23 protein-coding genes are annotated in these 26,088 nt (G+C 69.2%); 14 read left to right on the top strand and 9 right to left on the bottom strand.

Features of this window, described 5'->3' with window-relative positions; genetic code table 11:
• Positions 1-115: 115 nt before the first annotated feature.
• The 5 genes from H4W30_RS31325 to H4W30_RS31345 are packed head-to-tail and all read left to right on the top strand — an operon-like array spanning position 116 to position 4,970.
• Positions 116-925, top strand: coding sequence for an ABC transporter ATP-binding protein (locus H4W30_RS31325; RefSeq protein WP_192746068.1), 810 nt, complete (start codon positions 116-118; stop codon positions 923-925).
• On the top strand, positions 922-1,698 hold the full coding sequence (locus H4W30_RS31330; protein WP_192746069.1) for an ABC transporter ATP-binding protein: 777 nt from the start codon (positions 922-924) through the stop codon (positions 1,696-1,698). Before H4W30_RS31325 ends, H4W30_RS31330 begins: the two co-directional genes overlap by 4 nt.
• Positions 1,695-2,573 carry a branched-chain amino acid ABC transporter permease gene (locus H4W30_RS31335; protein ID WP_126735435.1) on the top strand — a complete coding sequence of 293 codons (879 nt, stop codon included), beginning with the start codon at positions 1,695-1,697 and terminating at the stop codon, positions 2,571-2,573. The genes H4W30_RS31330 and H4W30_RS31335 overlap by 4 nt, the downstream gene beginning before the upstream one ends.
• On the top strand, positions 2,566-3,723 hold the full coding sequence (locus tag H4W30_RS31340) for a branched-chain amino acid ABC transporter permease (protein WP_192746070.1): 1,158 nt from the start codon (positions 2,566-2,568) through the stop codon (positions 3,721-3,723). The genes H4W30_RS31335 and H4W30_RS31340 overlap by 8 nt, the downstream gene beginning before the upstream one ends.
• The gene (locus tag H4W30_RS31345; RefSeq protein ID WP_192746071.1) at positions 3,720-4,970 is read left to right on the top strand and encodes an ABC transporter substrate-binding protein; all 1,251 of its coding nucleotides are present in this window, start codon (positions 3,720-3,722) and stop codon (positions 4,968-4,970) included. The genes H4W30_RS31340 and H4W30_RS31345 overlap by 4 nt, the downstream gene beginning before the upstream one ends.
• On the opposite strand, the gene H4W30_RS31350 is transcribed toward H4W30_RS31345, so the two are convergent.
• Positions 4,912-5,970 (bottom strand): Glu/Leu/Phe/Val dehydrogenase, encoded by a 1,059-nt coding sequence (locus tag H4W30_RS31350; protein WP_192746072.1) that lies wholly within the window; start codon positions 5,968-5,970, stop codon positions 4,912-4,914. The genes H4W30_RS31345 and H4W30_RS31350 overlap by 59 nt on opposite strands.
• 111 nt (positions 5,971-6,081) lie before the next feature.
• Here H4W30_RS31350 and H4W30_RS31355 point away from each other — a divergent pair, with 111 nt between their 5' ends.
• The 3 genes from H4W30_RS31355 (at position 6,082) to H4W30_RS31365 (ending at position 7,571) form a co-directional block, all read left to right on the top strand.
• Positions 6,082-6,561, top strand: coding sequence for an Lrp/AsnC family transcriptional regulator (locus tag H4W30_RS31355; RefSeq protein WP_192746882.1), 480 nt, complete (start codon positions 6,082-6,084; stop codon positions 6,559-6,561).
• Between the two features lie 132 nt (positions 6,562-6,693).
• Entirely contained in the window at positions 6,694-6,963 is a 270-nt protein-coding gene (locus H4W30_RS31360) for a hypothetical protein (protein ID WP_063271359.1), read from the top strand.
• A 41-nt stretch (positions 6,964-7,004) separates the two neighbouring features.
• Positions 7,005-7,571, top strand: a complete 567-nt coding sequence (locus H4W30_RS31365) for a GNAT family N-acetyltransferase (RefSeq protein ID WP_192746073.1) — start codon at positions 7,005-7,007, stop codon at positions 7,569-7,571.
• A gap of 114 nt (positions 7,572-7,685) precedes the next feature.
• On the opposite strand, the gene H4W30_RS31370 is transcribed toward H4W30_RS31365, so the two are convergent.
• Positions 7,686-8,315 (bottom strand): YigZ family protein, encoded by a 630-nt coding sequence (locus H4W30_RS31370; protein ID WP_192746074.1) that lies wholly within the window; start codon positions 8,313-8,315, stop codon positions 7,686-7,688.
• Positions 8,316-8,866: 551 nt separating this feature from the next.
• Between H4W30_RS31370 and gltB the strand changes: the two genes are divergently transcribed.
• The 4 genes from gltB (at position 8,867) to H4W30_RS31390 (ending at position 17,547) form a co-directional block, all read left to right on the top strand.
• Positions 8,867-13,405: a glutamate synthase large subunit gene (gene gltB, locus H4W30_RS31375; protein ID WP_192746075.1), complete on the top strand. Its 4,539-nt coding sequence runs from the start codon at positions 8,867-8,869 to the stop codon at positions 13,403-13,405.
• A complete protein-coding gene (locus tag H4W30_RS31380) occupies positions 13,398-14,849 on the top strand; it encodes a glutamate synthase subunit beta (protein WP_192746076.1) in 1,452 nt (483 codons plus the stop codon). The genes gltB and H4W30_RS31380 overlap by 8 nt, the downstream gene beginning before the upstream one ends.
• 245 nt (positions 14,850-15,094) lie before the next feature.
• Entirely contained in the window at positions 15,095-16,507 is a 1,413-nt protein-coding gene (locus tag H4W30_RS31385) for a Dyp-type peroxidase (RefSeq protein ID WP_192746077.1), read from the top strand.
• A gap of 254 nt (positions 16,508-16,761) precedes the next feature.
• Positions 16,762-17,547 (top strand): DeoR/GlpR family DNA-binding transcription regulator, encoded by a 786-nt coding sequence (locus H4W30_RS31390; RefSeq protein WP_192746078.1) that lies wholly within the window; start codon positions 16,762-16,764, stop codon positions 17,545-17,547.
• A 115-nt stretch (positions 17,548-17,662) separates the two neighbouring features.
• On the opposite strand, the gene H4W30_RS31395 is transcribed toward H4W30_RS31390, so the two are convergent.
• From H4W30_RS31395 to H4W30_RS31415, 5 genes are all read right to left on the bottom strand, one after another.
• Complete coding sequence (locus H4W30_RS31395; protein WP_192746883.1) at positions 17,663-18,556, bottom strand: ROK family protein; 894 nt, start codon at positions 18,554-18,556, stop codon at positions 17,663-17,665.
• A 69-nt stretch (positions 18,557-18,625) separates the two neighbouring features.
• The gene (locus tag H4W30_RS31400) at positions 18,626-19,255 is read right to left on the bottom strand and encodes a response regulator (RefSeq protein WP_192746079.1); all 630 of its coding nucleotides are present in this window, start codon (positions 19,253-19,255) and stop codon (positions 18,626-18,628) included.
• Positions 19,252-20,535: a sensor histidine kinase gene (locus H4W30_RS31405; RefSeq protein WP_192746080.1), complete on the bottom strand. Its 1,284-nt coding sequence runs from the start codon at positions 20,533-20,535 to the stop codon at positions 19,252-19,254. The genes H4W30_RS31400 and H4W30_RS31405 overlap by 4 nt, the downstream gene beginning before the upstream one ends.
• 3 nt (positions 20,536-20,538) lie before the next feature.
• Complete coding sequence (locus H4W30_RS31410; protein ID WP_192746081.1) at positions 20,539-21,279, bottom strand: ABC transporter permease; 741 nt, start codon at positions 21,277-21,279, stop codon at positions 20,539-20,541.
• 10 nt (positions 21,280-21,289) lie between these two features.
• Positions 21,290-22,198 (bottom strand): ABC transporter ATP-binding protein, encoded by a 909-nt coding sequence (locus tag H4W30_RS31415; protein WP_192746082.1) that lies wholly within the window; start codon positions 22,196-22,198, stop codon positions 21,290-21,292.
• A 313-nt stretch (positions 22,199-22,511) separates the two neighbouring features.
• Here H4W30_RS31415 and H4W30_RS31420 point away from each other — a divergent pair, with 313 nt between their 5' ends.
• Together H4W30_RS31420 and H4W30_RS31425 are read left to right on the top strand one after the other, a co-directional pair.
• Positions 22,512-22,718, top strand: a complete 207-nt coding sequence (locus H4W30_RS31420) for a CbtB domain-containing protein (protein WP_034312940.1) — start codon at positions 22,512-22,514, stop codon at positions 22,716-22,718.
• Positions 22,719-22,732: 14 nt separating this feature from the next.
• The gene (locus tag H4W30_RS31425) at positions 22,733-23,488 is read left to right on the top strand and encodes a CbtA family protein (RefSeq protein WP_192746083.1); all 756 of its coding nucleotides are present in this window, start codon (positions 22,733-22,735) and stop codon (positions 23,486-23,488) included.
• A gap of 193 nt (positions 23,489-23,681) precedes the next feature.
• On the opposite strand, the gene H4W30_RS31430 is transcribed toward H4W30_RS31425, so the two are convergent.
• Together H4W30_RS31430 and H4W30_RS31435 are read right to left on the bottom strand one after the other, a co-directional pair.
• Positions 23,682-25,142 (bottom strand): cobyric acid synthase, encoded by a 1,461-nt coding sequence (locus tag H4W30_RS31430; RefSeq protein WP_192746084.1) that lies wholly within the window; start codon positions 25,140-25,142, stop codon positions 23,682-23,684.
• Entirely contained in the window at positions 25,139-26,071 is a 933-nt protein-coding gene (locus H4W30_RS31435; protein ID WP_192746085.1) for a cobalamin biosynthesis protein, read from the bottom strand. Before H4W30_RS31435 ends, H4W30_RS31430 begins: the two co-directional genes overlap by 4 nt.
• Between the last annotated feature and the right edge of the window lie 17 nt (positions 26,072-26,088).

Consider the following 26,088-nt stretch of genomic DNA (forward strand, 5'->3'; position numbering starts at 1 on the left):
CTGTGTCCGTTTTGTAGCCGTGTGGGTCTCCAGGTGGGGGTAACGCGGCGGAGGGTGCCAACGCAGGATGACCGCCACCGATCGTGACTCGGGTCACACGGATGGAGGAGGCGGCTTGCTGAGTGTCCGTGATCTTCAAGTGCGGTACGGCCGATCGGTGGCCGCACTGCACGGGGTCGACCTCGACGTTTCACCCGATGGAGTGCTGGCCGTCCTCGGCAGCAACGGTGCCGGGAAGTCGACGCTGCTCCGCACCGTGTCGGGCACGCTGCGTATGCACCGCGGCTCGGTTTCCGCCGGCGAGGTGCGCTACGACGGCAAACCACTGACCAAACTGGACCCCGCCCGCATCGTCGGTCTCGGCGTCGTCGGCGTCCCCGAGGGCCGCCAGGTCTTCGCGCGGATGACGGTCGAGGAGAACCTGCGCGCGGGCGGGATCGGCGCCCGCTCCCCCGAACAGCGCGCCGCCGCCCGCAAACGCGTCGACGAGCTCTTCCCGGTCCTGTCCGAACGGGCCAAACAGCGCGCCGGCCTGCTTTCCGGCGGTGAGCAGCAGATGCTCGCGATCGGCCGCGCGCTGATGTCCGGCCCGCGGCTCCTGCTGCTCGACGAACCTTCGCTCGGGCTCGCGCCGAAGATCGTCGAGCGGATCGGCGACATCATCCGCGAGATCCACGAGCAGGGCACCGCCGTGGTGCTGGTCGAGCAGAACGCCGTGATGGCGTTGCGCGTCGCCGATCACGCGATCGTCCTAGAGGTGGGCCGGGTCGCGCTCGCCGGGACGACGGCCGAACTCGCGTCGAGCGAAGAGGTCCAGCGGCTCTACCTCGGCGGTCACGCCGAATCGCAGGCCACCGCCGAGGCCGAAGCCGCCGACGCCCGCAAGCAGCTCGCGGGCCGGAGCCTGTCGAGGTGGGCCGGATGACGCCTCCCGAACTGCACGTCGAGAACGTGACCCTGCGCTTCGGCGGGATCAGGGCGCTCGACGACGTCTCCTTCACCGTCGGCTCCGGTTCGCTGCACGCGCTCATCGGGCCGAACGGCGCCGGGAAGTCCAGCTGTTTCAACGTGATCAGCGGCCTGTACCGGGCGAACACCGGCCACGTCCGGCTCGGCGACGCCGTCCTTTCCGGACTCCCGCCGCACCGGCTGGCGGGCCTAGGCGTCGGCCGGTCGTTCCAGAACGCCGCCCTCTCCCCCGGCTCGACCGTGCTCGACAACGTCATGCTCGGACGGCACGCGCTCACCAAGGGCGGCTTCCTCGCCTGCGGGCTCCGGCTGCCGTGGACGGTCCGCGCCGAACGACGGCATTCCGCGCGGGTGCGGGAGATCTGCGATTTCCTCGGCATCGGCGCGCTGGTGGATCTCCCGGTCGGCGCGCTGCCCTACGGCGCCGTGAAACGCGTCGACCTCGCCCGCGCACTCGCCGTCGAACCGGTCCTGCTCCTGCTCGACGAACCCGCGGCGGGCATGAACGCGACCGAGACCGCCGAACTCGCCGGGACGATCCGCGACGTCCGCGACGAACTCGGCATCTCGATCCTGCTGGTGGAACACGACATGGGACTGGTGATGGGCATCGCGGACCGGGTCACCGTCCTCGACTTCGGCAGGCGGATCGCCGACGGCACCCCGGCCGAGGTCCAGTCGGATCCGGACGTGATCAAGGCATATCTCGGCACGGAGGCCACGGCGTGAACACTTTCCTGCAACTCGTGGTCAACGGACTCGGCAAGGGCGCGGTGTTCGCGTTGCTGGCGCTGGGTTTCGTGATCATCTTCAAGGCCACCGAAGTGGTCAACTTCGCGCACGGCTCGCTCGTGCTCTTCGGCGGCTATCTGGTCGTCGTGACGCGCGAATCGCTCGGCTGGGCGGGCGCCTCACTGGTCGGCATCGTCTCGGCCGGTCTGCTCGCGCTGCTGCTGGAACGGTTCCTGCTGTCCCGTTCGCGGCACGCGGACGCGAACAGCCTGGCGTTGCTGACGATCGGCGTCGACGTGATCATCACCGAGGAGATCGTGCGACGGCTCGGCGTCACGCTGCCGTTCCTCGGCGACGCTTGGGACGCGCAACCGTTCCAGCTCGGCGGGATCACGCTGTTCCGCACGCATCTGGTGGCGCTGGTCGTCGCCGCCGTGCTGATCACCGCGTTCACCTTGGCGTTCAAGTACTCCAACTGGGGCGTCGCGATGCGGGCGCAGGCCGAGAACCGCGAAGCCGCCGCGCTGATGGGCATCCGCAGTTCCCGGGTGACGGCGACGGCGTGGGTGGTCGCCGGCGTGCTCGCCGGGGTCGCGGTGCTCTTCATCGCCACGCAGGACTTCTCCGGCGCGGGACTGTCCCGCGGCACGCACTCCATCGCGCTCGCGGCGTTCCCCGCGGCCATCCTCGGCGGGCTGGACTCGACGGCGGGCGCGGTGGTGGGCGGCCTGGTCGTCGGGCTGGTCGAGGCGCTTTCAGCGCAGTACGTGTCGTTCGACTTCTCCAAGAGCGCGGTCTTCCTGGTGATGCTCGTGGTCCTGGTGGTGCGGCCGTCGGGGTTGTTCGGGACGAGGGAGAGCACACGTGTCTGACACCGCCGTGAAAGCCCCTCCCGCCGCCCCGACGGCGCCGCCCCCGAAACGCGATCGCGGACGTCTGCTCAAGGCGCTGGCCTGGATCGCGCTCCTCGTCGTCCTGCTCGCGATCCCGTTGTACCTCGACGCCGCCTGGCTGAAGGCCGGGCAGTACATGATGATCGGCGGGGTCGGCGCGATCGGGCTGACCATGCTGGTCGGGCAGGCCGGGCAGTTGTCCCTGGCGCACGCGTTCTTCCTGCTGGCGGGGGCGACCGGGTACACCGTCCTTTCCGGACCGGTCGACGACGAGCGCGTGTTCGGGCTCGGCCTCGATCCAGGTCTGTCGTTGGTCGGCGCGGTGGTCATCGCCGCGCTGCTGGGGCTGGCGTTCGCGCCGGTTTCCGGACGGCTGCGCGGGATCTACCTCGGTGTCGCGTCGCTTTCGCTGGTGTTCCTCGGGCTCTACTTCGGACAGTCGGCCGAGACGCTGACCGGCGGGACGTCGACCGGGCGCAGCCCCGAACCGTTCTCGCTGTTCGGTTTCCCGTTCACCAACGACGGCCCCGAAATCGAGCTGATGGGCGTGCCGATCCGGCAGGCGGAACGGCTCTGGTACCTGTTCCTGCTGCTGACCGTGCTCGCGTTCGTGGTCGCCAAGGCGGCGGTGCGCAGCCGGGTCGGCCGGTCGTGGCGCGCGGTGCGGGACAACGAGGCCGCCGCGTCCGTGATGGGCGTCAGCGTCACGCGCGCCAAGGCCGGCGCGTTCGCCGTCTCGTCGGCGTATGCGGGGCTCGCGGGCGCGATGACCGTGCTGTGGTTCGACATCCTCAAACCCGACGAGAGCGAATTCGGCACGTACGGCATCAACATCTCCATCGCCTTCCTGGCCATGGTGATCATCGGGGGACTCGGCTCGGTGCCCGGCGCACTCGTGGGCGCGCTGATCGTCAACGGGCTGCCGCAGGTGCTTTCGCTGTACTCCGCCGATCTCGGCTGGTTCTCCGGAACCGGCGACGGCGCACTGACCCCGATCCTGGTCAGCTCGTTCGTCTACGGCGCCGCGATCATCCTCGTGGTGCTCTTCGAACCGGGCGGGCTCGCCGCGATCGGCCGCCGGATCACGTCAGCAAGGAAACCTCATCTCCCGGAGGAGCAAGACAAATGAAGCGCACATATCCGGCCGTCGCGCTGGCGGCGGTCCTCGCCCTCTCGGCGTGCAGCACGAAGGCGGGCGACTCGGGGTCCTCGGGGGCGGACGGTTCGGGCGTCAAGACCGACAAAGGCGTGACGGCGTCGGAGATCACCCTCGGCGTGATGACCGACAAGACCGGGGTGTTCAAGAACCTCGGGCTCGGTATCACCCAGGGGAACGAGTTGTGGGCCAAGGACTTCAACGCCGCGGGCGGGGCCTGCGGCCGCCAGGTCAAGCTGGAGACCGTCGACCACGGCTACAAGGCGGACACGGCGAAGACGCTGTATCCGCAGATCGAGCCGAAGGTCCTCGGCTTCGTGCAGTTGCTCGGCTCGCCCGTGGTGGCCGCGCTGAAACAGAACATCGCGTCGGACAAGACCGTCGCCGCGCCCGCGTCGTGGTCTTCGGAACTACTCGACAACCAGTACGTGATGATCGTCGGGACGACGTACGACCTGGAGATCATCGACGGGCTGTCGTACTTCCAGGAACAGGGCCTGGTGAAGGACGGCGACACGATCGGGCACGTCTACATCGACGGCGAGTACGGCAAGAACGGCCTGCGCGGCTCGCAGTTCTACGCGAAGAAACACAATCTGACGGTCAAGGAGGTCAAGGTGACTTCCACGGACAACGACCTCACCAACATCGTCACCGGGCTCAAGGGTGACGGCGTCAAGGCCATCGTCCTGACCACCACGCCGGCGCAGACCGGTTCGGCCCTCGCGGCGAACAAGGCGCTCGGGCTGAACGTTCCGGTGCTCGGCAACAACCCCGTGTTCGATCCGGTGCTGCTGAAGAGCCCGGCGGCGAACGCGCTGGACAAGCTGACGATCGTCGCCAGCAGCGTGCCGTTCTCCGCCGACATCCCCAAGGCGAAGGACGTCGCGACGAAGTACAAGGCGGCGTACAAGGAGACCCCGAACGGCGGGATCCCCTACGGCTACGCGGTCGGCGAGGTGTGGGGGACGGTGCTCAAGAAGGCCTGCGAGAACAAGGACCTCACCCGGGACGGCATCGCCGCGGCGCTGAAGCAGACGACGTCGGCGAGCACGGGTGACCTGGTGGCGGCGCTGGACTTCTCGAAGGCGGGCACCCCGGCGACGCGCCAGGTGTACGCGGCGACGCCGGACGCGTCGGCCGAGGGCGGGGTCCGCTACGTCAAGCCGCTGTTCGAGGCTCCTGAGGCGAAGGAGTACGTGGCTCCGCACCAGAAGTGAGTCTCGCTTCGGCGAGCGCGTCCGCTTCGGCCAACGGCGTGGTGCCGTTGGCCGAAGCGGCGTCGAGGATCCTTCGCGTCGTGTTCTCCAGGTTTTCGACGCGGGCGAGCGCCTGTTCGTGCGTGAGGTCTTGGGCTTCCCTGCCGAGCGTGTAGACCACTCCCCCGGCGCTCGCGACGAAGTCCGGGATCCACAGGACTCCCTTCGCGGCGAGATCGGCCGCCACCGTGTCCCCGGTGAGCTGGTTGTTGGCCGGGCCGACGACCAGCGGCGCGTTGACCTCGGTGCCCGGGCCGAACACGCCGCCGACCGCGGCCGGGATCAGGACGTCGGCCTCGATGCCGAGCACCTCGTCCGGTCGGACCAGGGACAAGCCCTGTTCGCGGGCCGCGGCGAGGCGTCGTTCGTCCACATCGGACACGATGACCTCGGCACCCTGCCCGGCGAGGTCCGTGGCCAGGTGGGCACCGACCGAGCCGTATCCGCTGATGACCACTTTGCGGCCTGCCATGCCGTCGTCACCGAAGACGGCCCTCGCACCCGCTCGCAGGGCGGCGAGCACGCCGACGGCGGTCGGACCGCTCGACGAACCGGTCCCACCGTGTTCCTCGGGCAGACAGAAGACGTGAGAGGTCCGCTCACTCAGCACGAGCATGTCGTCCGGACCGGTCCCGACGTCCGGACCGGCGAGATACGCGCCGCCGAGCGACTCGATGAGGTCGGCGTGGTCGAGCAGGATCTCGCGCCGTTGCTCGGCGGTCGGCACGGCGTCGAGGGCGACGACACTCTTGCCGCCCCCGAAGTCCAGGCCCGCGACCGCGCATTTGCGCGTCATCGCCGCGGACAGCCGCAGCACGTCGTCGATAGCGTCGTGGACCCGCGGATAGACCTTGAACCGGCAGCCGCCGACGGCCGGCCCGAGCGTGCTCGAATGCACGGCCACCATCGTGGTCACTCCCGACCGGCGTCCCCTCCGGACGACCAACTCCTGTACGGACATCTCGCTTCCTCCCACGCATTCAGTCGACTAACTACGCTGAAGTTAGGCTGATGCACAGGGTCACAGTCGGTCTGCCGAATGATATTCGGCAGGTATGGCGAAGGAGTGGAAGTGGACGAACTTGATTCGGCGATCATCCGGGAACTCCAGGCGGATGCGCGGCAGTCGAACCGCGACATCGCCCGCAAGGTCGGCGTCGCGCCGTCGACCTGCCTGGAGCGGACCCGGCTGCTGCGGGAGCGCGGCGTCATCCGCGGGTATTACGCCGACATCGACCTGCGCAGCCTCAACCGCGGCGTGCAGGCGATGGTCTCGGCGCAGGTGCGGCCGCTGAGCCGGGAGGTAATCGACTCGTTCCAGCGTTCGGTCGCGGAATTGCCGGAGGTCCTCTCCGTTTTCGTCACGGCAGGCAGCGACGATTTCCTGATCCACGTCGCCGCCCAGGATGTCGATCAGCTCCACGCATTCCTGGTGGATCGATTGGCGAAGCGCAAAGAGATCATCGGATTCCGGAGTTCGATCATTTTCCGGCATCTGCGCAAGACCGAGCTGGAACCCCTTCCGCGTCGAATACCGGGTGACACCCCCTAGGTCGTCACCCCGGAATACCCGACACACCACCCCTAAGTACGCCCGAAATCCGAGACTTCGCATCGTAGGAGACGGAAACTGTCGGGGGTATGGGTTTGACTGTTCACAGCGGAAACGGAAAGGAGGCGCGCCATGGACGTTCGGACAGGCCTGAACCATCGTGAGCGGGCCACCCTGAGAGCCGTGGCCGAGGGCCACGCCGAGATCAGCTGCAGTTGCGAGCCGGACCTGTTCGTCGACGGTCTCGCCTGCTGCGACCAGCACACCGCGCATCGCCTCGCCCACCTCGGCCTGGTGATGCCCGCGCGGGGCGGCCGATGGGGCGAGCGCGTTCCCGCGCTGCTCACCGAGGCCGGGGCGATGGCGCTGGAAGGCGCGTTCCCTCCGCTGGCCGCCGCCTAAAAGCGTTTGCGGGGGCGCGCGGGGAGCGCCACGATCTCGTGATGCGTGTCTTCCTGGAGACCGAGCGGCTCCTGCTGCGGCAGTTCACCGGCGCCGACGTCGACGATCTGTTCGCGCTCTACGACGATCCCGAAGTCATGCGGTACCTCAATGGGGGCGAACCCGCCGACCGGGCGGAGATCGAAAACCAAGACCTTCCCGCTTTTCTCGGTTACTACGAGCGTTTCCCCGGTTACGGGTTCTGGGCGGCGATCGAGAAATCGAGCGGGGATTTCCTGGGGTGGTTTCATTTCCGCCCGCTGCGGGGGCACCACACGGACGACCCCGAGCTGGGTTACCGGCTGAACCGGTCGTCCTGGGGCAAGGGGTACGCGACCGAAGGTTCGCTCGCGCTCCTGGAGAAGGGGTTCACCGAATTGGGGGCCCGGCGGATCTGGGCGGCGACCATGGCGGTGAACCTGGGGTCCCGCCGGGTGATGGAGAAGATCGGGATGCGCCACGTCCGGACCTATCACGAGCACTTCGACAACCCGATCCCCGGCACGGAGGAGGGCGAGGTCGAGTACGCCATCACCCTGGAGGAGTGGCAGACCCGCGCCAACCCGTAACTCGCGTGATCAGAGGCGTCACTCGCGTGATTGAAGGCGTAACTCACGTGATCAGGCGAGTTACGCCTTCAATCACGCGAGTTACGCCTCCAAGCACGTGAGTGACGCGTCTGATCACGAGGTGGGCAGCCAGGTTTCGCCGATCTCTTCGGCCAGGGCCTCCCCGCCGGTGAGGTCGGCGAGCCAGGCGTGGAACGCGGGGCCCTGGTCCGGCGCGAGCCCGACGTCGAAGTGCGCGACGTCCTCGAAGCGGGTCGCGTGCAGGAGGTACGGCGACGAGCGGATGTCGTTTTCCAGGCGTCCGGCCCGGTCGTAGTCGACGACGACCTCCACCAGCCGCAGCCGCCGGTACTCCCGGACGCCGATGACGTCGACGGCCTCCGAAACGGCCTGCCCGTACGCGCGGATCAAGCCGCCGGCCCCGAGCAGGACCCCGCCGAAGTAGCGGGTCACCACCGCGACCGTGTCGGTCAGCTCCCGGCGGCGGAGCACTTCGAGCATCGGGGTACCCGCCGTGCCCGCGGGCTCTCCGTCGTCACTCGACCGTTGGGTGCGGCCGTCGGCGCCCAACACGAAAGCGTGACAGTGGTGCCGGGCCGCCGGTTCGGCCTTCCGACGGCCCGCGATCAGCGAGCGGGCGGCCTCTTCCGAGGTGACCGGCGCGAGCGCGCAGAGGAAGCGCGACCGCCGGATTTCGATCTCGTGGACCCCGGTGCCCGCCACGGTGAGATAACGATCCGCCATCGGCCAACCCTCTCAAACCAGGCACGCCGCTCTGCCGTTCGGGCGATTCGGCGGTCACCCGGGGTCACCGCAACACCGGCGAAACCCACTCTTCCGCGCGACCCAGGTCACACTTTCGGACCAGGTGAGCGATCGTTCACGCAGGTCAACGGGCCGATGCCCCACTCAGTGGACGTCTCATTCCAGTCAGTGGGCAGATGATGTTTGAAGTCAACGCCCGCGTGGCATTTCCCACCCCGACCAAGCGACGTATGTCGATAACAGCGATTTCACACTATCGTCATAAGACCGGCGAACCCGGGAGTAACACGTGTACCCGTCAGCCGCCCACCACAGTGGCCGGACGGCACCCACGTGCACAGCAGTACCGATATGCGCATCGGCCGCCCAGTGCAGTGCGGCTCTACGAGGCCTGCCCCCGTTTCCGCGGGCGGGATCGTTCCCTCTCGACTGACCATCGCGGTCCCGGACCACTCCGTTAACTGGTTCACGTCCGAACCACCCGAACGGAGTGGTACCGGTCGCGCCGACGCCTTGGGAGGCGGCCAGCCGTGACCCACCATGCCAGCTACAAGGGCAGCAAGGCCCCCGAAGGCCTGTACGACCCGGAGTTCGAGCACGACGCCTGCGGTGTCGCGTTCGTCGCCGATCTCTCCGGTAAACGCGATCACGGCATCGTCGCCAAAGCGCTGATCGCGCTGCGGAACCTGGAACATCGCGGGGCCCGCGGCGCCGACCCGGAGACCGGCGACGGCGCCGGGATCCTCATCCAGGTCCCCGACGAGTTCTACCGCGAGGTCGCCGGCTTCGAACTTCCCGCGCCCGGCGCGTACGCCGTCGGCACGGCTTTCCTTCCGCAGGACGAAAACGCCCGCGGCCAGGCGATGACGACCATCGAAAGCATCGCCGCCGAAGAGGGCATGCGCGTCCTCGGCTGGCGCGACCTTCCCGTCCACACGGAACACGTCGGCACCGGCGCGGCCGAGACCATGCCGTACTTCAGCCAGCTGTTCCTGGCGGGCAACGACGCGCTGGAGGGCCTGGCGCTGGAACGCGCCGCCTTCGTCGTGCGCAAACGCGCCGAGCACGCGCTCGTCGAGGACGACGTGTACTTCCCGAGCCTGTCCTCGCGCACGATCGTCTACAAAGGAATGCTCACCGAGCCGCAGGTCGAGAAGTTCTTCGCCGACCTCACCGACGAGCGCGTCACCAGCGCCATCGGCCTGGTGCACTCCCGCTTCTCCACCAACACCTTCCCGTCGTGGCCGCTGGCGCACCCGTACCGGTACGTCGCCCACAACGGCGAGATCAACACCCTGCGCGGCAACCGGAACTGGATGGACGCGCGTGAGGCGCTGCTCGAATCCGACCTGATCCCGGGTGACCTCAAGCGGATCTACCCGATCATCACCCGTGGCGCGAGCGACTCGGCGTCCTTCGACGAGGTGCTGGAGCTGCTCCATCTCGGCGGGCGGCCGCTGCCGCACGCCGTGCTGATGATGATCCCGGAGGCCTGGGAGAACCATCAGGAGATGGACCCCGCGCGCCGCGCGTTCTACGAATTCCACTCGACGCTGATGGAGCCGTGGGACGGCCCCGCGCTGGTCTCCTTCACCGACGGCACCCAGATCGGCGCGGTGCTCGACCGCAACGGCCTGCGCCCCGCCCGGTACTGGGTCACCGAAGACGGCCTCGTCGTCCTCGCCAGCGAGGTCGGCGTGCTGGAGCTGGAGCAGTCCACGATCGTCCGGAAAGGACGGTTGGAGCCCGGCCGGATGTTCCTCGTGGACACGGCCGCCGGCCGGATCGTCGAGGACGAGGAGATCAAGAACGACCTCGCCACCGAGCACCCGTACGACGAATGGGTCGAGGACGGGCTGCTCCCGCTCGACGGGCTTCCCGAGCGGGAGCGCGAGATCCCGCCGCACGCCGCGCTCGTGCGCCGCCAGCAGGCTTTCGGCTACACCGAAGAGGAACTCGACGTCCTGCTCGAACCGATGGCCCGCACCGGCGCGGAGCCGATCGGCTCGATGGGCAACGACTCCCCCATCGCGTCGCTGTCCAGCCGTCCGCGGCTGATCTTCGACTACTTCATCCAGCTCTTCGCCCAGGTGACCAACCCGCCGCTGGACGCGATCCGCGAGGAACTCGTCACCTCGCTGGGCACCCAGCTGGGCGCGGAGCCGAACCTCCTGCAGGCCGACGCCAAGTCGTGCCGCCGGATCGTGCTGCCGTTCCCGGTGCTGGACAACGACGAGTTCGCGAAGCTGGTGCACGTCAACGACGACGGCGATCTGCCCGAGTTCCAGGCGGTCACCGTGCACGGCACCTACGACGTCCACGGTGGCGGCGAGGCGCTCGTGCGGCGGCTCGACGAGATCCGCGCCGAGGTGTCCGCGGCCATCGCCGAGGGCGCGCGGCTGATCGTGCTCTCCGACCGCGGGATCGACGAAGACCACGCGGGGATCCCGTCGCTGCTGCTCACCGGCGCGGTGCACCACCACCTGGTGCGTGAGAAGACCCGCACGCAGGTCGGCCTCATCGTCGAGGCCGGCGACGCGCGCGAGGTACACCACATCGCGTTGCTGATCGGCTACGGCGTCGCGGCGGTGAACCCGTACCTGGCGATGGCGACCGTCGAGGAGATGGCCGATCAGGGCCTGATCCCCGGCGTCACCGCGAAGCAGGCGACCGCGAACCTGATCAAGGCGCTGGGCAAGGGCGTCCGCAAGACGATGTCGAAGATGGGAGTGTCCACAGTGGCCTCCTACACCGGCGCGCAGATCTTCGAGGCGGTCGGGCTCGGCGAAGAGGTCATCCAGAACTGCTTCACCGGCACCACTTCCCGGCTCGGCGGCGTCGGCTTCGACACGCTCGCGCTGGAGGTCGCCGAGCGGCACCGCCGGGCGTTCCCGCGCGACGGGTTCCGCGCGAACCACCGCGAGCTGGAGACCGGTTCGGACTACCAGTGGCGCCGCGAGGGCGAGCCGCATCTGTTCAACCCGCAGACTGTGTTCAAGCTGCAGCACTCCACCCGTGCCGGGAAGTACGAGGTCTTCAAGGAGTACACGAAGGCCGTCGACGACCAGGCGCAGAAGCTGTACACGCTGCGCGGGCTGTTCGACTTCAAGATCGGGCAGCGGCCCGCCGTGCCGATCGAGGAGGTCGAGCCGGTTTCCGAGATCGTCAAGCGGTTCGCCACCGGCGCGATCTCCTACGGCTCGATTTCGGCCGAGATGCACGAAACCCTGGCCATCGCGATGAACCGACTCGGCGGCAAGTCGAACACCGGTGAGGGCGGCGAGGATCCGGAACGGCTCTACGACCCCGAACGCCGCAGCGCGGTCAAGCAGGTCGCGAGCGGCCGGTTCGGCGTCACGAGCGAGTACCTGGTCAACGCCGACGACATCCAGATCAAGATGGCGCAGGGCGCGAAGCCCGGCGAGGGCGGCCAGCTGCCCGGCGCGAAGGTGTACCCGTGGATCGCGAAGACGCGGCACTCCACGGCGGGGGTCGGGCTGATCTCCCCGCCGCCGCACCACGACATCTACTCGATCGAGGATCTGGCACAGCTGATCCACGACCTCAAGAACGCCAACCCGGCCGCGCGGATCCACGTGAAGCTCGTGTCCGAGGTCGGCGTCGGCACGGTCGCGGCCGGTGTGTCCAAGGCGCACGCGGACGTCGTGCTCATCTCCGGGCACGACGGCGGTACGGGCGCTTCGCCGCTGTCGTCGATCAAGCACGCAGGTGGCCCGTGGGAACTCGGGCTCGCCGAGACGCAGCAGACGCTGCTGGCCAACCGGCTGCGTGACCGCATCGTCGTGCAGACCGACGGCCAGCTCAAGACCGGCCGCGACGTCGTCATCGCCGCGCTGCTCGGGGCCGAGGAGTTCGGCTTCGCGACCGCACCGCTGGTGGTGTCCGGCTGCATCATGATGCGGGTCTGTCACCTCGACACCTGCCCGGTCGGCGTCGCGACGCAGAACCCGAAGCTGCGCGAGAAGTTCAGTGGCAAGGCGGAGTACGTGGTGAACTTCTTCGAGTTCATCGCCCAGGAGGTCCGGGAATACCTGGCGGAGCTGGGTTTCCGGTCCATCGCCGAGGCCGTCGGCCACGCGGAGATGCTCGACAAGCGCAAGGCGATCGACCACTGGAAGGCCGCCGGACTCGACCTGTCGCCGATCTTCCACGTGCCCGACATGGCCCCGGCCGGGCTGCGGCACCAGCAGACCGTGCAGGACCACGGGCTGGAGAAGGCGCTCGACAACACGCTGATCCAGCTCGCCGAGGGTGCGCTGTCGTCCGGGGACAAGGTGCGGCTGGAACTGCCGGTCCGCAACGTGAACCGGACCGTCGGCACCATGCTCGGCCACGAGCTCACCAAGCGGTGGGGCGGCGAAGGCCTGCCGGACAACACGATCGACGTGACCTTCACCGGGACCGCCGGTCAGTCGTTCGGCGCGTTCGTGCCCAAGGGCATCACGCTGCGGCTCTACGGAGACGGAAACGACTACGTCGGCAAGGGCCTGTCCGGTGGACGGCTCATCGTGCGGCCGCCGAAGGTGGCGCGGTACAACGCCGAAGAGCACATCATCGCGGGCAACGTGATCGGGTACGGCGCGACCAGCGGCGAGATCTTCATCCGCGGCAAGGTCGGCGAGCGGTTCTGCGTGCGGAACTCGGGCGCGCTGGCCGTCGTCGAAGGTGTCGGCGACCACGGCTGCGAGTACATGACCGGTGGCCGTGTCGTCGTCCTGGGCGGCGTGGGCCGCAACTTCGCGGCCGGTATGTCGGGCGGCGTCGCCTACGTGCTGGACCTGTCGGCGCACCGGATCAACCCGGAGATGGTCGACGTCGACCCGCTGGATTCGTCCGATGTGGACTTCCTGCGCGAGGCGCTCGAAAAGCATTACGACGAAACGGAGTCCGCGGTCGCGCGTGCGCTGCTCGCCGATTGGGACGCCGCCGTCGACCGGTTCGGCAAGGTCATGCCGAAGGACTACAAGCGCGTGCTCGCGGCTCAGGCTGAGGCCGAGCGCGATGGGCGTGACGTGAACGAGGCGATCATGGAGGCCGCACATGGCTGACCCCAAGGGCTTTCTGACCACCACTCGCGAGACGCCCAAGAGCCGTCCCGTCGACCTGCGCCTGATGGACTGGCGCGAGGTGTACGAGGACTTCGCGACGTCGAAGCTGCAGAAGCAGGCCGGCCGCTGCATGGACTGCGGCATCCCGTTCTGCCACCAGGGCTGCCCGCTCGGGAACCTCATCCCGGAGTGGAACACGCTGACCTGGCGTGACGATTGGCGCGACGCGGCCGAGCGGCTGCACGCGACCAACAATTTCCCGGAGTTCACCGGGACCCTCTGCCCGGCGCCGTGCGAGACGGCGTGTGTGCTCGGGATCAACGACGATCCCGTCACCATCAAGCGGGTCGAGATCTCGATCATCGACCGGGCCTTCGAGGAAGGCTGGGTCACGCCGGAGATGCCGGTCGTCAAGACCGGCAAGAAGGTGGCGGTGGTCGGGTCCGGCCCGTCGGGACTCGCCGCGGCGCAGCAGCTCACGCGCGCGGGCCACAGCGTCGTGGTCTTCGAGCGGGCCGACAAGATCGGCGGGCTGCTGCGCTACGGCATCCCCGAATTCAAGATGGAGAAGCACCGCCTCGACCGGCGTCTCGACCAGATGCGGGCCGAGGGCACGGAGTTCCGGACCTCGGTGAACGTCGGCGTCGACCTCACCGTCGAGGAACTGAAGTCGTCCTACGACGCCGTGGTCCTCGCCGGCGGCGCGACCGCGTGGCGCGACCTGCCGATCCCCGGCCGCGAGCACGCCGGTATCCACCAGGCGATGGAGTTCCTGCCGCACGCCAACCGGGTCGCCGCGGGTGAGCTGGACGTGTCGCCGATCAGCGCCGAAGGCCTCGACGTCGTGGTCATCGGCGGCGGCGACACCGGCGCGGACTGCGTCGGGACGTCGCACCGCCAGGGCGCGAAGTCGGTGACGCAGCTGGAGATCATGCCGAAGCCGCCGCTTTCGCGGTCGGACGCGCACCCGTGGCCGACGTACCCGATGATCTACCGCGTCTCGTCCGCGCACGAAGAGGGTGGCGAGCGGCTGTACTCGGTCAACACCCAGGAGTTCCTGGCCGACGCCGACGGGCGCGTGCGCGCGCTGAAGCTGGTCGAGGTGCGCAACGAGGGCGGCAAGTTCGTCCCGGTTCCCGGCACCGAGCGCGAACTGCCCGCGCAGCTGGTCCTGCTCGCGATGGGCTTCGTCGGCCCGGAGCGGGAAGGCCTGTTGGAGTCGCTCGACGTCGAACTGGACCAGCGTGGCAACGTCGCCCGCGACAAGTCCTTCAAGACCAGCGTCGACAACGTGTTCGTGGCCGGCGACATGGGCCGCGGCCAGTCGCTCATCGTGTGGGCGATCGCCGAAGGCCGCTCCGCCGCGGCCGGGGTAGACGCGTTCCTGACCGGGCGGGACGTCCTGCCCGCACCGATCGCGCCGACCGACCGGCCCCTCACCTAGGCATCTCTTAGCGCGTGAAGGCCCCCTTCCCTCGGCTGAGCCGAGGGAAGGGGGCCTTCACGCGCGTTTGCCCGACTAAACGCGGGGAGTGAGCAGAACACTGGTCCTTTCGAGTGAAAGAACCGCCGGAAGAGTGTACTTGCGGGTGATGACGGCGAGCTTTCGGTATCGGTTGTATCAAGGAGTAAGACCTGTGCGGCGGCGGGGACCGTCGGACAGGGTTCCCAAGGAGGGGGTTCCTTGATATGTCCGTCGATCTGACCATGCCCTTGGAATGGAAGACCGCGACCGGCGACGCCGCGAAGATGCTCGAAGAACTACAGCCGAACATCCTCAAAGCCCACGCTCGCGACCATTTTTCCGCACTGTTCCTCCGTTTTTCGGAGGCCCCGGACGCGATGCGGTTCCTCGCGTCGCTCGTCCCGCTGATGAAGTCCGCGAAGACCCACCTCACCGAGGTGGAGCGGTTCAAAACCGAAGGGGTGAAAGGGTCGCCCTACGTCGGCACCGGGCTCACCGCCGCGGGTTACCGGTTCCTGCAAATCGAGGTGCCACAAGACGAATCGTTCCGTCTCGGCATGCGCGCGCAGGAGACCCGCGAGAAGCTGAACGACCCGCCGCGCTCCACGTTCGACAATGGATACCACGATGAGATCCATGCGGTCGTCATCGTCGGCGATGCCGAGGATGCTCCGATGACCGCGCGCCGGAACGAGGTTCTGGCACTGATTCCGTCGACGATTTCCGTCGTCGCCGAGGAAACCGGATTCGGGCGGGTCAACGCCAACGGTGACGGAATCGAGCATTTCGGTTACGTGGACGGCCGGAGCCAGCCGCTCTTCCTGGTCGAGGACCTCCACGCGGAAAGGACGGAATCGGACGGCATCAGCGTCTGGGATCCGGCCGCCCCGCTGAACCAGGTGCTCGTCCCGGATCACGCCGCCCCCGATCCCGGGGTGCATTTCGGCAGTTACTTCGTTTTCCGCAAACTGGAACAGAACGTCCGGCGATTCAAGCAGTCGGAGGAGGCGCTGGCGGATCAATTGGGCCTCGTCGGCGAAGACCGGGAACGGGCGGGCGCGATGATCGTCGGCCGTTTCGAAGACGGCACCCCGCTGACCGCGCAACGGGAAGAGGGTGCGGAAAGTCCGGTACCGAACAACTTCGACTACGGAAGTGACGCCGCCGGCGCCAAATGTCCTTTCCAGGCCCACATCCGGAAGACGAACCCGCGCGGCAGCGGAGGCGCGGAACCGCCGCCACAGGAACGCCTGCACCTGATGGCGCGGCGGGGCGTGCCCTACGGCGAACGCGCCGACGACCCGAACGCCGACCTCCCGCCGTCCGCCCGGCCAAGCGGCGGCGTCGGACTGCTGTTCATGGCGTTCAATTCGGTGCTGGGCAACCAGTTCGAGTTCACCCAGGCGACCTGGTCGAACAACCCCGGATTCCCGATCCCGCCCGTCGGGGTCAAACCGCCGGGACTCGACCCGGTGATCGGCCAGGGCCCGCGGCCGGAATCGGTCTACACCACGGAATGGGCGGGCTCGCAGACGGTGACCGCGGATCCGATCCCGCAGGCGGTGACGCTGAAGGGCGGCGACTACTTCTTCATGCCGTCGCTCGCCTTCCTGCGCGGACTCGGCGGAAAGGACTGATCGGGCGGCGAATATCCGCTGAACGTCACCGGAACGGGCGTAAATCCGATATCGATCCGGAGTCGGCGGGGATAGCCTGCGAAACGGGCCGGTCCTGGGCGTGCCGGCCACCGGGCGGACGCCGGTCACACTGGGGGTGACCGGCGCCCGCCCATTTCCGTTTCACCCCGGCGTCCCGGACCCGCCCCTTTCGCGACGCGTAGTACTTTGTCCGGTGCGGTAAGCGACATCGGGCTTCGGGGAGGGAGCTGGGGATGAATCGGCATGAGCGGCTCACGGCTTTATTGGACATGGTGGGAGAGCGGGAAAAAGTCGACGTCGAGGTTTCGGCTGGCGAACTCGGCGTCTCCCCCGCGACGATCCGCCGGGACCTCGATCACCTGGCGGGCCGCAATCTCGTGGTCCGCACCCGCGGCGGCGCGGTCGCGAGCAACGTCGCCTACGACCTTCCGTTGCGGCACAAGGCCGCGCGCAACGCGCCGGAGCAACAACGGATTTCCGCCGCCGCGGCCAGAATGGTCGACCCCGGCATGGTGGTCGGGCTCAACGGCGGCACCACGAGCACCGAAGTCGGCCGCGCGCTCGCGACCCGGCCGGACATGGGCGAGCCGACCGGCGGCCCGGCGCTCACCGTGGTGACGAACGCGCTCAACATCGCGCACGAACTCGCCGTGCGGCCCAATATCAAGATCGTGGTGACCGGCGGGGTCGCGCGGCAGCAGTCGTTCGACCTGTCCGGGCCGCTGTCACAGCTGTTCCTCGACCAGATCTCGCTGGATCTGGTGTTCCTCGGGGTGGACGCCTTCGACCCGGTGCACGGCGCGCAGGCGCATCACGAGGGCGACGCGAGCACGAACCGGCTGATGGCGGCCCGTGCCCGGCAGGTCGTCGTGCTCGCCGACAGCGGGAAGCTCGGCGGTCACGCCTTCGCGAAGATCTGCGCGACCACCGACGTCGACGTCCTCGTCACCGATGGCCGCGCGGATCCGGAGCGGGTGCACGCCTTCGAGGAGGAAGGCGTGCGGGTGGTCAAGGCTTGAACCCGCCCCGGGCCGAAGGCCCCGCTATCGCGGTGGCAGGACGCCCTGACCGCCATCGGCAGGTGGCTGACCAGGCAGCGTCCTGCCGACGTCGATCGCGGACGCGGGTTCACCATCAGACACTGAGCCGGTCCAACGCCAGCAGCGCGGCGCCGAGCCTGCCCGCCTCGTCGCCGAGCTGCGCGATCCGCAGTTCGGGCATCCGCTGGAACTGCAGGTTCGCCGCCAGCCACGCCCGCACCGGTTCGAGGACGTAGTCGCCCGCGGTGAACAGGCCGCCGCCGAGGACGACGACTTCGGGCGCCAGCAGCGTGACCAGGGTCTTGATGCCGTGGCCGAGCCCTTCGAGGGCGTCGTTGACCACGGAGATCGCGGCCTCGTCACCGTGCCGGGCGGCGTCGACCACCTGCTCGGCGCCGTCCGCTGGCCGTCCGGTGTGCTCGCTGTAGCGGCGGGCGATGGCCGACGCGGAGGAGATCGCCTCGAGACATCCCGTCGCGCCGCAACCGCACGGCAGCCGGTGGCCGACGTCGATATGCCCGATCTCGCCGCCCTGCCCGCCCGCGGCGTACAGCTTCCCGTCGAGCTGGAGCGCGGCCGCGATCCCGGTGCCGACCGGGATGAAGGCGGCGTCGGTGCAGCCCTTGCCCGCGCCGACGCGGAACTCCGCGAGCCCGCCGGCGCGGACGTCGTGCCCGAACGCGAACGGCAGCCCGAGCCTGCTGTCGAGCATTTCGCCGAACGGCACGTTCCGGAAGTCGAGGTTCGCCGAGAACCGGGCCACTCGCTCGACCTCGTCGACGATGCCGGGGATGACCACCCCGACCGCGTCCGGCGTCCCGGTCCCCGCCTGCTTGCCCAGCGTTTCCACGATCCGGGCGACCTGGTCCGCGAGCGCCCCGCCGTCCGCTCCGCGTGCCGTCGGCTCGCGCAGGCTGGCGAGGTCCTTCAGATCCGCGTCGTACAGGGCCGCCTTGATGGACGTGCCGCCGACATCGAGTGCCGCCACCGCTGGTGTCATAGCTGGATTTTGGCATGCGGACCGACGCCGGCGGCAGGGATCCGTCAGCGTCATCGGTCAGCCACGGGGTGTCAGGTATCCCTGGGCGAACGCGGTGGCCACGGCCGCCGCCCGGTCGTTGACGCCGAGCTTCGCGTACACGTGCAACAGGTGTGTCTTCACCGTCGCTTCGCTGATGAACAGCCTCTTCGCCGCCTCGCGGTTCGTCGAGCCCTGGGCGATCAGCCGGAGGACTTCCAGTTCACGCTGGGAAAGCGGCCCAGGGGCAGGCTGCCGCATCTGCCCCATCAACCGGGTCGCGACGGAGGGAGCGAGCATCGCCTTCCCCTGCGCGGCCGCCTCCACCGCGCGGAACAGCTCCTCCCTCGGCGCGTCCTTCAGCAGGTAGCCGGTGGCACCCGCCTGGATCGCGGGCAGCACGTCGCTGTCCGTGTCGTACGTGGTGAGCACGAGAATCCGCGAAGCCACCCCACGTTTCGCCAGCTCTTCGATGGCCGTGACGCCGTCGAGGCGGGGCATCCGCAAATCCATGAGGATCACGTCGGGCCGGAGCTTCACCGCGGCGGTGACGGCCTCCTCGCCATCCCCGGCCTCGCCGAGGACCTCGAAGCGCGGGTCGGCGCTGAACATGCCCCGCAGTCCGTCCCGGACCACCGGATGGTCGTCGACGATCAGCAGTGAGATCACCGCTCGGCTCCGGCCGGGATCGCCGGCACGGACGCCGATATCGCCGTGCCCCCACCCGGCTCCGACTCGACGTCGAGACGGCCGGCGAGGCGCTGCACGCGCTGCCGCATACCGGCCAGCCCGAACCCGCCGTCGGCGGAACCGCCGGCACGCTTGGCGGCGGGCTCGAAGCCCACTCCGTCGTCGCGGACGTCGAGCGTCACCAGATCCTCCATGTACGACAGGGTCAGGCCGACCCGGCCCGCCTTCGCGTGCTTGGCCACGTTGGCCAGGGCTTCCTGCGCGGCCCGCAGCAGCGTCACCTCGACATCGGCGTGCATCGGCCGCGGGTCGCCGGTGGTGGTCAGCACCGCCTCGATGCGATTCACCTCCGACCAGCGTCTGGCCACGTCGCCGATCACGTCCTGGAGCCTGCCCTCGGCGAGCGGCTCCGGCTGCACCGCGTGCACCGTCCGGCGTGCCTCGGTCAGGCTTTCCCTCGCGAGGTTCATCGCGTTCGTCACGTGCCGATGCAGGACCGGACGCTCGTCCAAGGTCTGCTCCGCGGCCTGCAGCTGGGTGAGGATGCCTGCCAGGCCTTGGGCCAAGGTGTCGTGGATGTCCCTGGCGATCCGCTGCCGCTCGTCGAGCACCCCGGCCTCGCGGGCCTGGACCAGCAACTGGGCGTGCAAGCCGGCGTTCTCCTCCAGCGCCGCTTCCAGCCGCGCGTTCGCCTCGTGCAGCTCGGCGAGCGCCCGCTTCTGCTTGAGGTTGCGCTGGTCGGCTTTCTCGGCGATATGGGAGAAGGCACCGGCCAGCACGGTGATGATCACGCTGAGCGCCGCGAACGCCGGCCACATGCCCTCCTCCTGGATGCCGCTCAGCCCACCCAGGTACGCCACCGCAGAGATCACGGACGTGGCCGCGACCCCCACGTATCGCCAGTGGCCTTTCAGATAATGGAAGGCTTGGGGGAAGCCGATGAACGCGAACAGGCCGAACCACGGCGCCATCGCGACCACACAAGCGGTCGACACCATCAGGCCCGCGTAGTACAGGCCCATCAACGGGCCGTTCCCGTGCCATTCCGGGTGGAGCGTGTGGAACCAGACGGACCAGGCCAGGATCCCGGCCGAAAGGGCCAGCACGGCGGGCAGGTGCACCGGCACCCGCCAGATCGTCAGCAGCACCGAGACGAGGACATCGATGGCCAGCAGGACGTACGGAAGGACCTTGAACACCGCCGTCTCGACGCGCTCCCAGCGGTCGAACTCCGCACGCAGCTCCGCTTCGATGCCCACGACTCACTCCCAGCGGAAGTACCGGGCGGCCAGCCCGCCCGCCACGATCGTCCACCCCAGCAGGACGGCCACCTGCAGCGGTTGCACCCAGTGACCGGCGGTGGCGTCCTGCAATGATTGCACGCCGGCGCCGAGCGGGGTGAAGTCGCTGATCGTCCGGAGGACGTCGTTCATCTGCGCGCGCGGCACCCAGAGACCGGCGAAGAACACGATCGGGAAGAACAACAGGGTCCCGATCGCGCCCGCGCTCTTGCCGGTCGGCGCCAGGGAGGCGACGAGCAGGCCGATCGCGAACATCGCGAGCGCTGTCAGCAGATAGGCGATCACGTACGCGAAGAACTGCCGGGGCAGGCCCACGTCGTACATGGCCCTGCCGATGGCCAGCACGACCAGCATCGTCGCCACGGACAGGATCGTGGACATCAGCAGCTGGGCCCCGAGCATGACGTGCGGCCTCACCGGGGTGGTCCGCATCCGCCGCAGCACACCTTTCTCCCGGTAGGTGGCGAGCAGCTGGGACACGCTGTTGAGCGCGAACATGGCGAGCCCCATCGCGACGATGATCGGCAGGTACAGGGTGATCGCCCTGACGCCGCCGAGGTCTTCGCTTGGCTCCCGGATCGCGGGGAACGCGCCGAGGACGACGAGCAGGAGCGGCGGGAACGCGAGCACGAAGAACACGAGCATCGGCTCGCGGAAGAACAGTTTGGTCTCGGCGACGGTGAGCCGGGCGAGGGCGGACATGGTGTTCTCCTCAGGAGTCGATGGTGCGGCCGGTGAGCGCGACGAACGCGTCGTCCAGGGACGTCTGCTCGACCCGCAGCCCTGCCGCGGTGACCTGGTTACGGGCGAGCACGGTGGTGACGGCGAGCAGGACGTTCCCGGTGCCGGTCACGACGAGCTGGTCGCCCGCGCGGTCGACCGAGGTGACCTCGGGCAGCGCGGTCAGCACGGAGTGGTCCAGCGGGGCGGACGGACGGAACCTGATGCGTTGCCTGTCGTCGACGCGGGAGACCAGCCCGGCCGGGGTGTCCAGCGCGACGACGCGGCCGGAATCGATCACCGCGAGCCGATCGCACAGCCGTTCCGCTTCCTCCATGAAGTGGGTGACCAGCAGGATCGTGACGCCGCGGTCGCGGACGCGCTCGATCAGGCCCCACGCGTCACGGCGGGCCTGCGGGTCCAGGCCGGTGGTGAGCTCGTCGAGCACCGCCACCCTCGGGTTGCCGATCAGCGCGAGCGCGATCGACAGCCGTTGCTTCTGCCCGCCGGACAACCGGCGGAACTGGGCGTCCGCCTTGTCGGTCAGGTCGAGGGTGGCGAGAAGTTCCCGCCAGTCGGCCGGATCCCGGTAGAAGGAGCCGTACAGCTCCATCGCCTCCCGGACCTTGAGCTTGTCCGGCAGCTCGCTTTCCTGCAGCTGCGCGCCGAGCAGCTGCCGCAGCTCACCGGATTCGCGGCGCGGGTCGAGCCCGCACACCCGGATGGTCCCGCCGTCCGGGACGCGGAGTCCCTCGACGCATTCGACCGTCGTCGTCTTGCCTGCCCCGTTGGGGCCCAGAATTCCGAAGATCTCGCCCTGCTCGACGGCGAAACCGACCCCGTCCACCGCGGTGTGGTCGCCGTAGCGCTTGACGAGGTCTTCCACCTCGATGATCGCCATACGAAGACCATGCCGCGCGGCGGGGGTCCGCCGAATCAACCACGTGGCCATGATCGCGATGGACCGTGGTGGAGCCGCCATCAACCGATCGGTGGATGCCCGTGACGTCACGAGCCTGCGCCGATCGGGTTCCGTCACATTGACCGGACGCTTCGTGGCGACCTACGCTCGACCGGCCAGACGACGGCACCCGGAACGCGGTGAGAATCCGCGCGGTCGCGCCACTGTGACCCCGAGCCATCGGGGAAGCCAGACCCGGAGCCGTCGTGACAACCCCTGAAGAGGCCGCGCTAGCCCGAGGAGGTCCACCGCCATGTCCGAAGCGGTAGCCGCAGTACCCGTCCCCGTCCGGATCCCCGTCCGCGAGATCCTGCCCTGGGCGGTGCTCGTCATCCTCCTTTCGCTGATCACGCTGTACTTCGTCAGCGCCGAGCAGGGCGCGGTGTCGGTGTTCGCGAACTCGTACGTCCACGAGTTCGTCCACGACGGCCGGCACCTGCTGGCCTTCCCGTGCCACTAGACGGCACGCGCCCCATGATGAGGACCTTGCTGGTCCGCGGCATGCTCGCGGGCCTGGTCGCCGGTGTCCTGGCGACCCTTTTCGCGTATTTCTTCGGTGAGCCTTCGGTCGATGCCGCCATCGGTCTCGAAGGCTCCGCCGCGCATTCGCACAGCGCTCCGGGCGCCCACGAGCACGCTCCGGCGGAAGCGGAGGAAGAGCTCGTCACGCGCGGTGTGCAGAGCACCGTCGGCCTGTTGACCGGCGTCGGCCTATACGGCGTCGCGGTCGGCGGGCTGTTCTCGCTCGCGTTCGCCTTCGTCTACGGGCGCCTCGGCACCCTGCGGCCGCGGGTGACCGCGGCGCTGCTCGCCGGCGGCGCCTTCGTGGTCGTGTTCCTGGTGCCGTTCCTGAAGTACCCGGGGAATCCGCCCGCGGTCGGGCAGGCGGGCACGATCGGGAGCCGGACTTCGCTGTACTTCGGGTTCGTCGCGCTTTCACTGCTGGTCGGCATCCTCGCCGCCGCGTTCGGGCGGAAGCTGGCCGACAAGCTCGGCGCCTGGCGTGGCGGCCTGATCGCCGCGGGCGGGTATGTCGTGCTGATCGGGGTGGCGGCGGCGCTGCTGCCGTCGATCGACGAAGTCCCCGACGGGTTCCCGGGTTCCACGCTGTGGTCCTTCCGGGTCGCTTCGGTCGGGACGCAGGTGGTGCTCTGGACCGCGCTCGGCCTGGCGTTCGGCGCTCTGGCCGAGAAGGCGCTGAAGCACAAGGCGGCAGTTCAGGCCGCTTAGTGAGGGCGGAGCGTCCACATGGGACACTTGATGGCAACCTCATGTCCGATTGATGTCGAGGCAAGGGCAAAGGTGGCGCCGGGTGCGGCGGTCTGGCCGTCGTGACCGGACCGGTCACGCGGGGACCGTGTGGATTTCCGGTCATCCAACGCCCCAAAATCCACACAGTGCCCGTCCTCAATAGCAATTCGCGTCAGGGGACGCCCGGCGGCACGAAAGGCAGGTCGCCGGGGGCGCCGTCCTCGATGAGGCGCAGCAGGCGTGCGGTGTCGACGTGCTCCTCGACGGCGTCGGCGAGCCGGTCCAGCATGCCTTCCCGCAGCGCGCCGAACCCCGGTGCCCCGGCGGCGGGCGACCAGTCCGCCACCTCGCCCAGCCAGGCGCGGCGGAAACCGTCGTTCTCGAAGGCCCCGTGCCACATCGTGCCCCATACCGCGCCCCGCCGGTATCCGTCCAAAAAGGACTCGGCGGGGCCGGTGGCGGCCACGGTGCCGTGGTGGATCTCGTACGCCTCCACGGATTGCCCGCGCCACTCACCCGTCGGGCGGGCCAGTACCTTGTCGGCGCTGAACGAGACGCGGGTCGGCAGCAGGCCGAGCCCAGGAACCGTTCCGGCGCCGGATTCGACGTCGTCCTCGATCTCGGCGGCCAGCATCTGATAGCCGCCGCAGATCCCCAGCACCGGGCGCCCCGCCTCGGCCCGCGCGCGCACGGCGTCCGCCAGACCACGCGCCCGCAGCCACGCCAGGTCGTCCACGGTCGCGCGGGAACCCGGCAGGATCACCACATCGGCGGACCGGACCGTGTCCGGATCGGCGGTCAGCGCGACCGAGACCCCGGGCTCGGCGGCGAGCGCGTCGACGTCGGTCGCGTTGGAGGCACGCGGAAAACGCACGACGGCGACCCGCAGCGACCCGCCCGAAGCGCCCCAGCCCGCGGCGGCGAGCGCGTCCTCCGAGTCGATCCACACCTGGTCGAGCCAGGGCAACACGCCGAAGACCTCGCGGCCGGTGAGCTTTTCCAGCGTCTCCAACCCCGGCCGCAGCAGGCCGACGTCACCGCGGAACTTGTTGACCAGCCAGCCCGAAACCAGCGCCTGGTCTTCGGCGGACAGCAGGGCGAGGGTGCCGAACATCGCGGCCATGACGCCGCCGCGGTCGATGTCGCCGACGACGACCACGGGCAGGCCGAAACGCCGCGCCAGCCCCATGTTGACGTAGTCGCCTTCACGCAGGTTGATCTCGGCCGGGCTGCCCGCGCCCTCGCACAGCACGACGTCGAAACGCTTCCGCAGCGACGAGAACGTGTCGAAGGCGATCTCCGCGAGCCCGGCCCGGCCCGTGGCGTACTCCCCCGCTTCCAGCGTGCCGAAGGGTTTCCCGAGCGCGACGACGTGGCTGCGGCGGTCGCTCCCGGGTTTCAGCAGTACCGGGTTCATCGCGGCTTCGGGTTTGACGCGGGCCGCCCGCGCCTGGAGCCATTGCGCGCGGCCGATCTCGGCGCCGTCCGCGCACACCATCGAGTTGTTCGACATGTTCTGGGACTTGAACGGCGCGACCCGCACGCCCCGGCGCGCGAGCCAGCGGCACAACGCGGCGGTGACCAGGCTCTTGCCCGCGTCCGACGTCGTCCCCGCGACGAGCAGCCCGCTCACCGCGTGACCGCCACCGCGACGGCGAGCGCGGCGAGTCCGACCGCCCTCGACAGCCGGACCGCGCGGCGCACGTCCACCGGTTCCGGCTCACGGCCGTCACCGAGGACGCCACGGCGTTCGGTGCGTCCGCCGTAGCTGTTCGTCCCGCCCAGCCTGATCCCGAGCGCGCCGGCGAAGGCGGCCTCGACCTGGCCCGCGTTGGGGCTCGGATGGTGTTTCCCGTCGCGGCACCAGATCCGGAACGCGGGTTTGGCGAAGCCGCCCGCCAGGGGCGCCGACGCGACCGTGAGCGCCGCGCCGACCCGGGACGGCACCAGATTCGCCAGGTCGTCGGTCCTCGCCGACGCCCAGCCGAAGTTGGCGTACTTCGGGGACCGGTAGCCGACCATCGCGTCGAGCGTGTTGAGCGCGCGGTAACCGAGCAGGCCGGGGATCCCGGCGACCGCACCCCACAGCAACGGCGCGACGACCGCGTCGGAGGTGTTCTCGGCGATGGACTCGGTGGTCGCCCGCGCGAGTTGTTCGGTGTCGAGCCCGGTTGCGTCACGGGCGCACAGATGCGAAAGCCGCTGCCGCGCGGCCGGCAGGTCGCCGTCGTCGAGCAACCGGGCCATGCGGGTGCCCTCCGCCGCGAGCCCCTTGCCGCCCAGAACCACCCAGGTGGACGCCGCGGTGAGCACGAACCGCGCGAACGGGCGCTTGCGGGTCCAGAACTGGGCCGCGACCCCCAATCCGGTGACCGTGCCCGCGCAGACCGCGGTGTACGCCGCGCCCCGCACCTTCGAATCCGCGTAAACCCGCTGTTCGAGGGCTTGCGCGGCGCGGCCGAAACCCGCGACCGGGTGCCTTCTGCGTGGATCTCCGAAGACGGCGTCGGCGACGTAACCGGTCACGAGTCCGGCTGCGGTGGCGGCTTGTCGGAGTGGCACGTGGCGAACCGTAGCGC

Origin of the sequence: Amycolatopsis roodepoortensis, assembly GCF_014873915.1 — a bacterium.
Lineage (GTDB): Bacteria > Actinomycetota > Actinomycetes > Mycobacteriales > Pseudonocardiaceae > Amycolatopsis > Amycolatopsis roodepoortensis.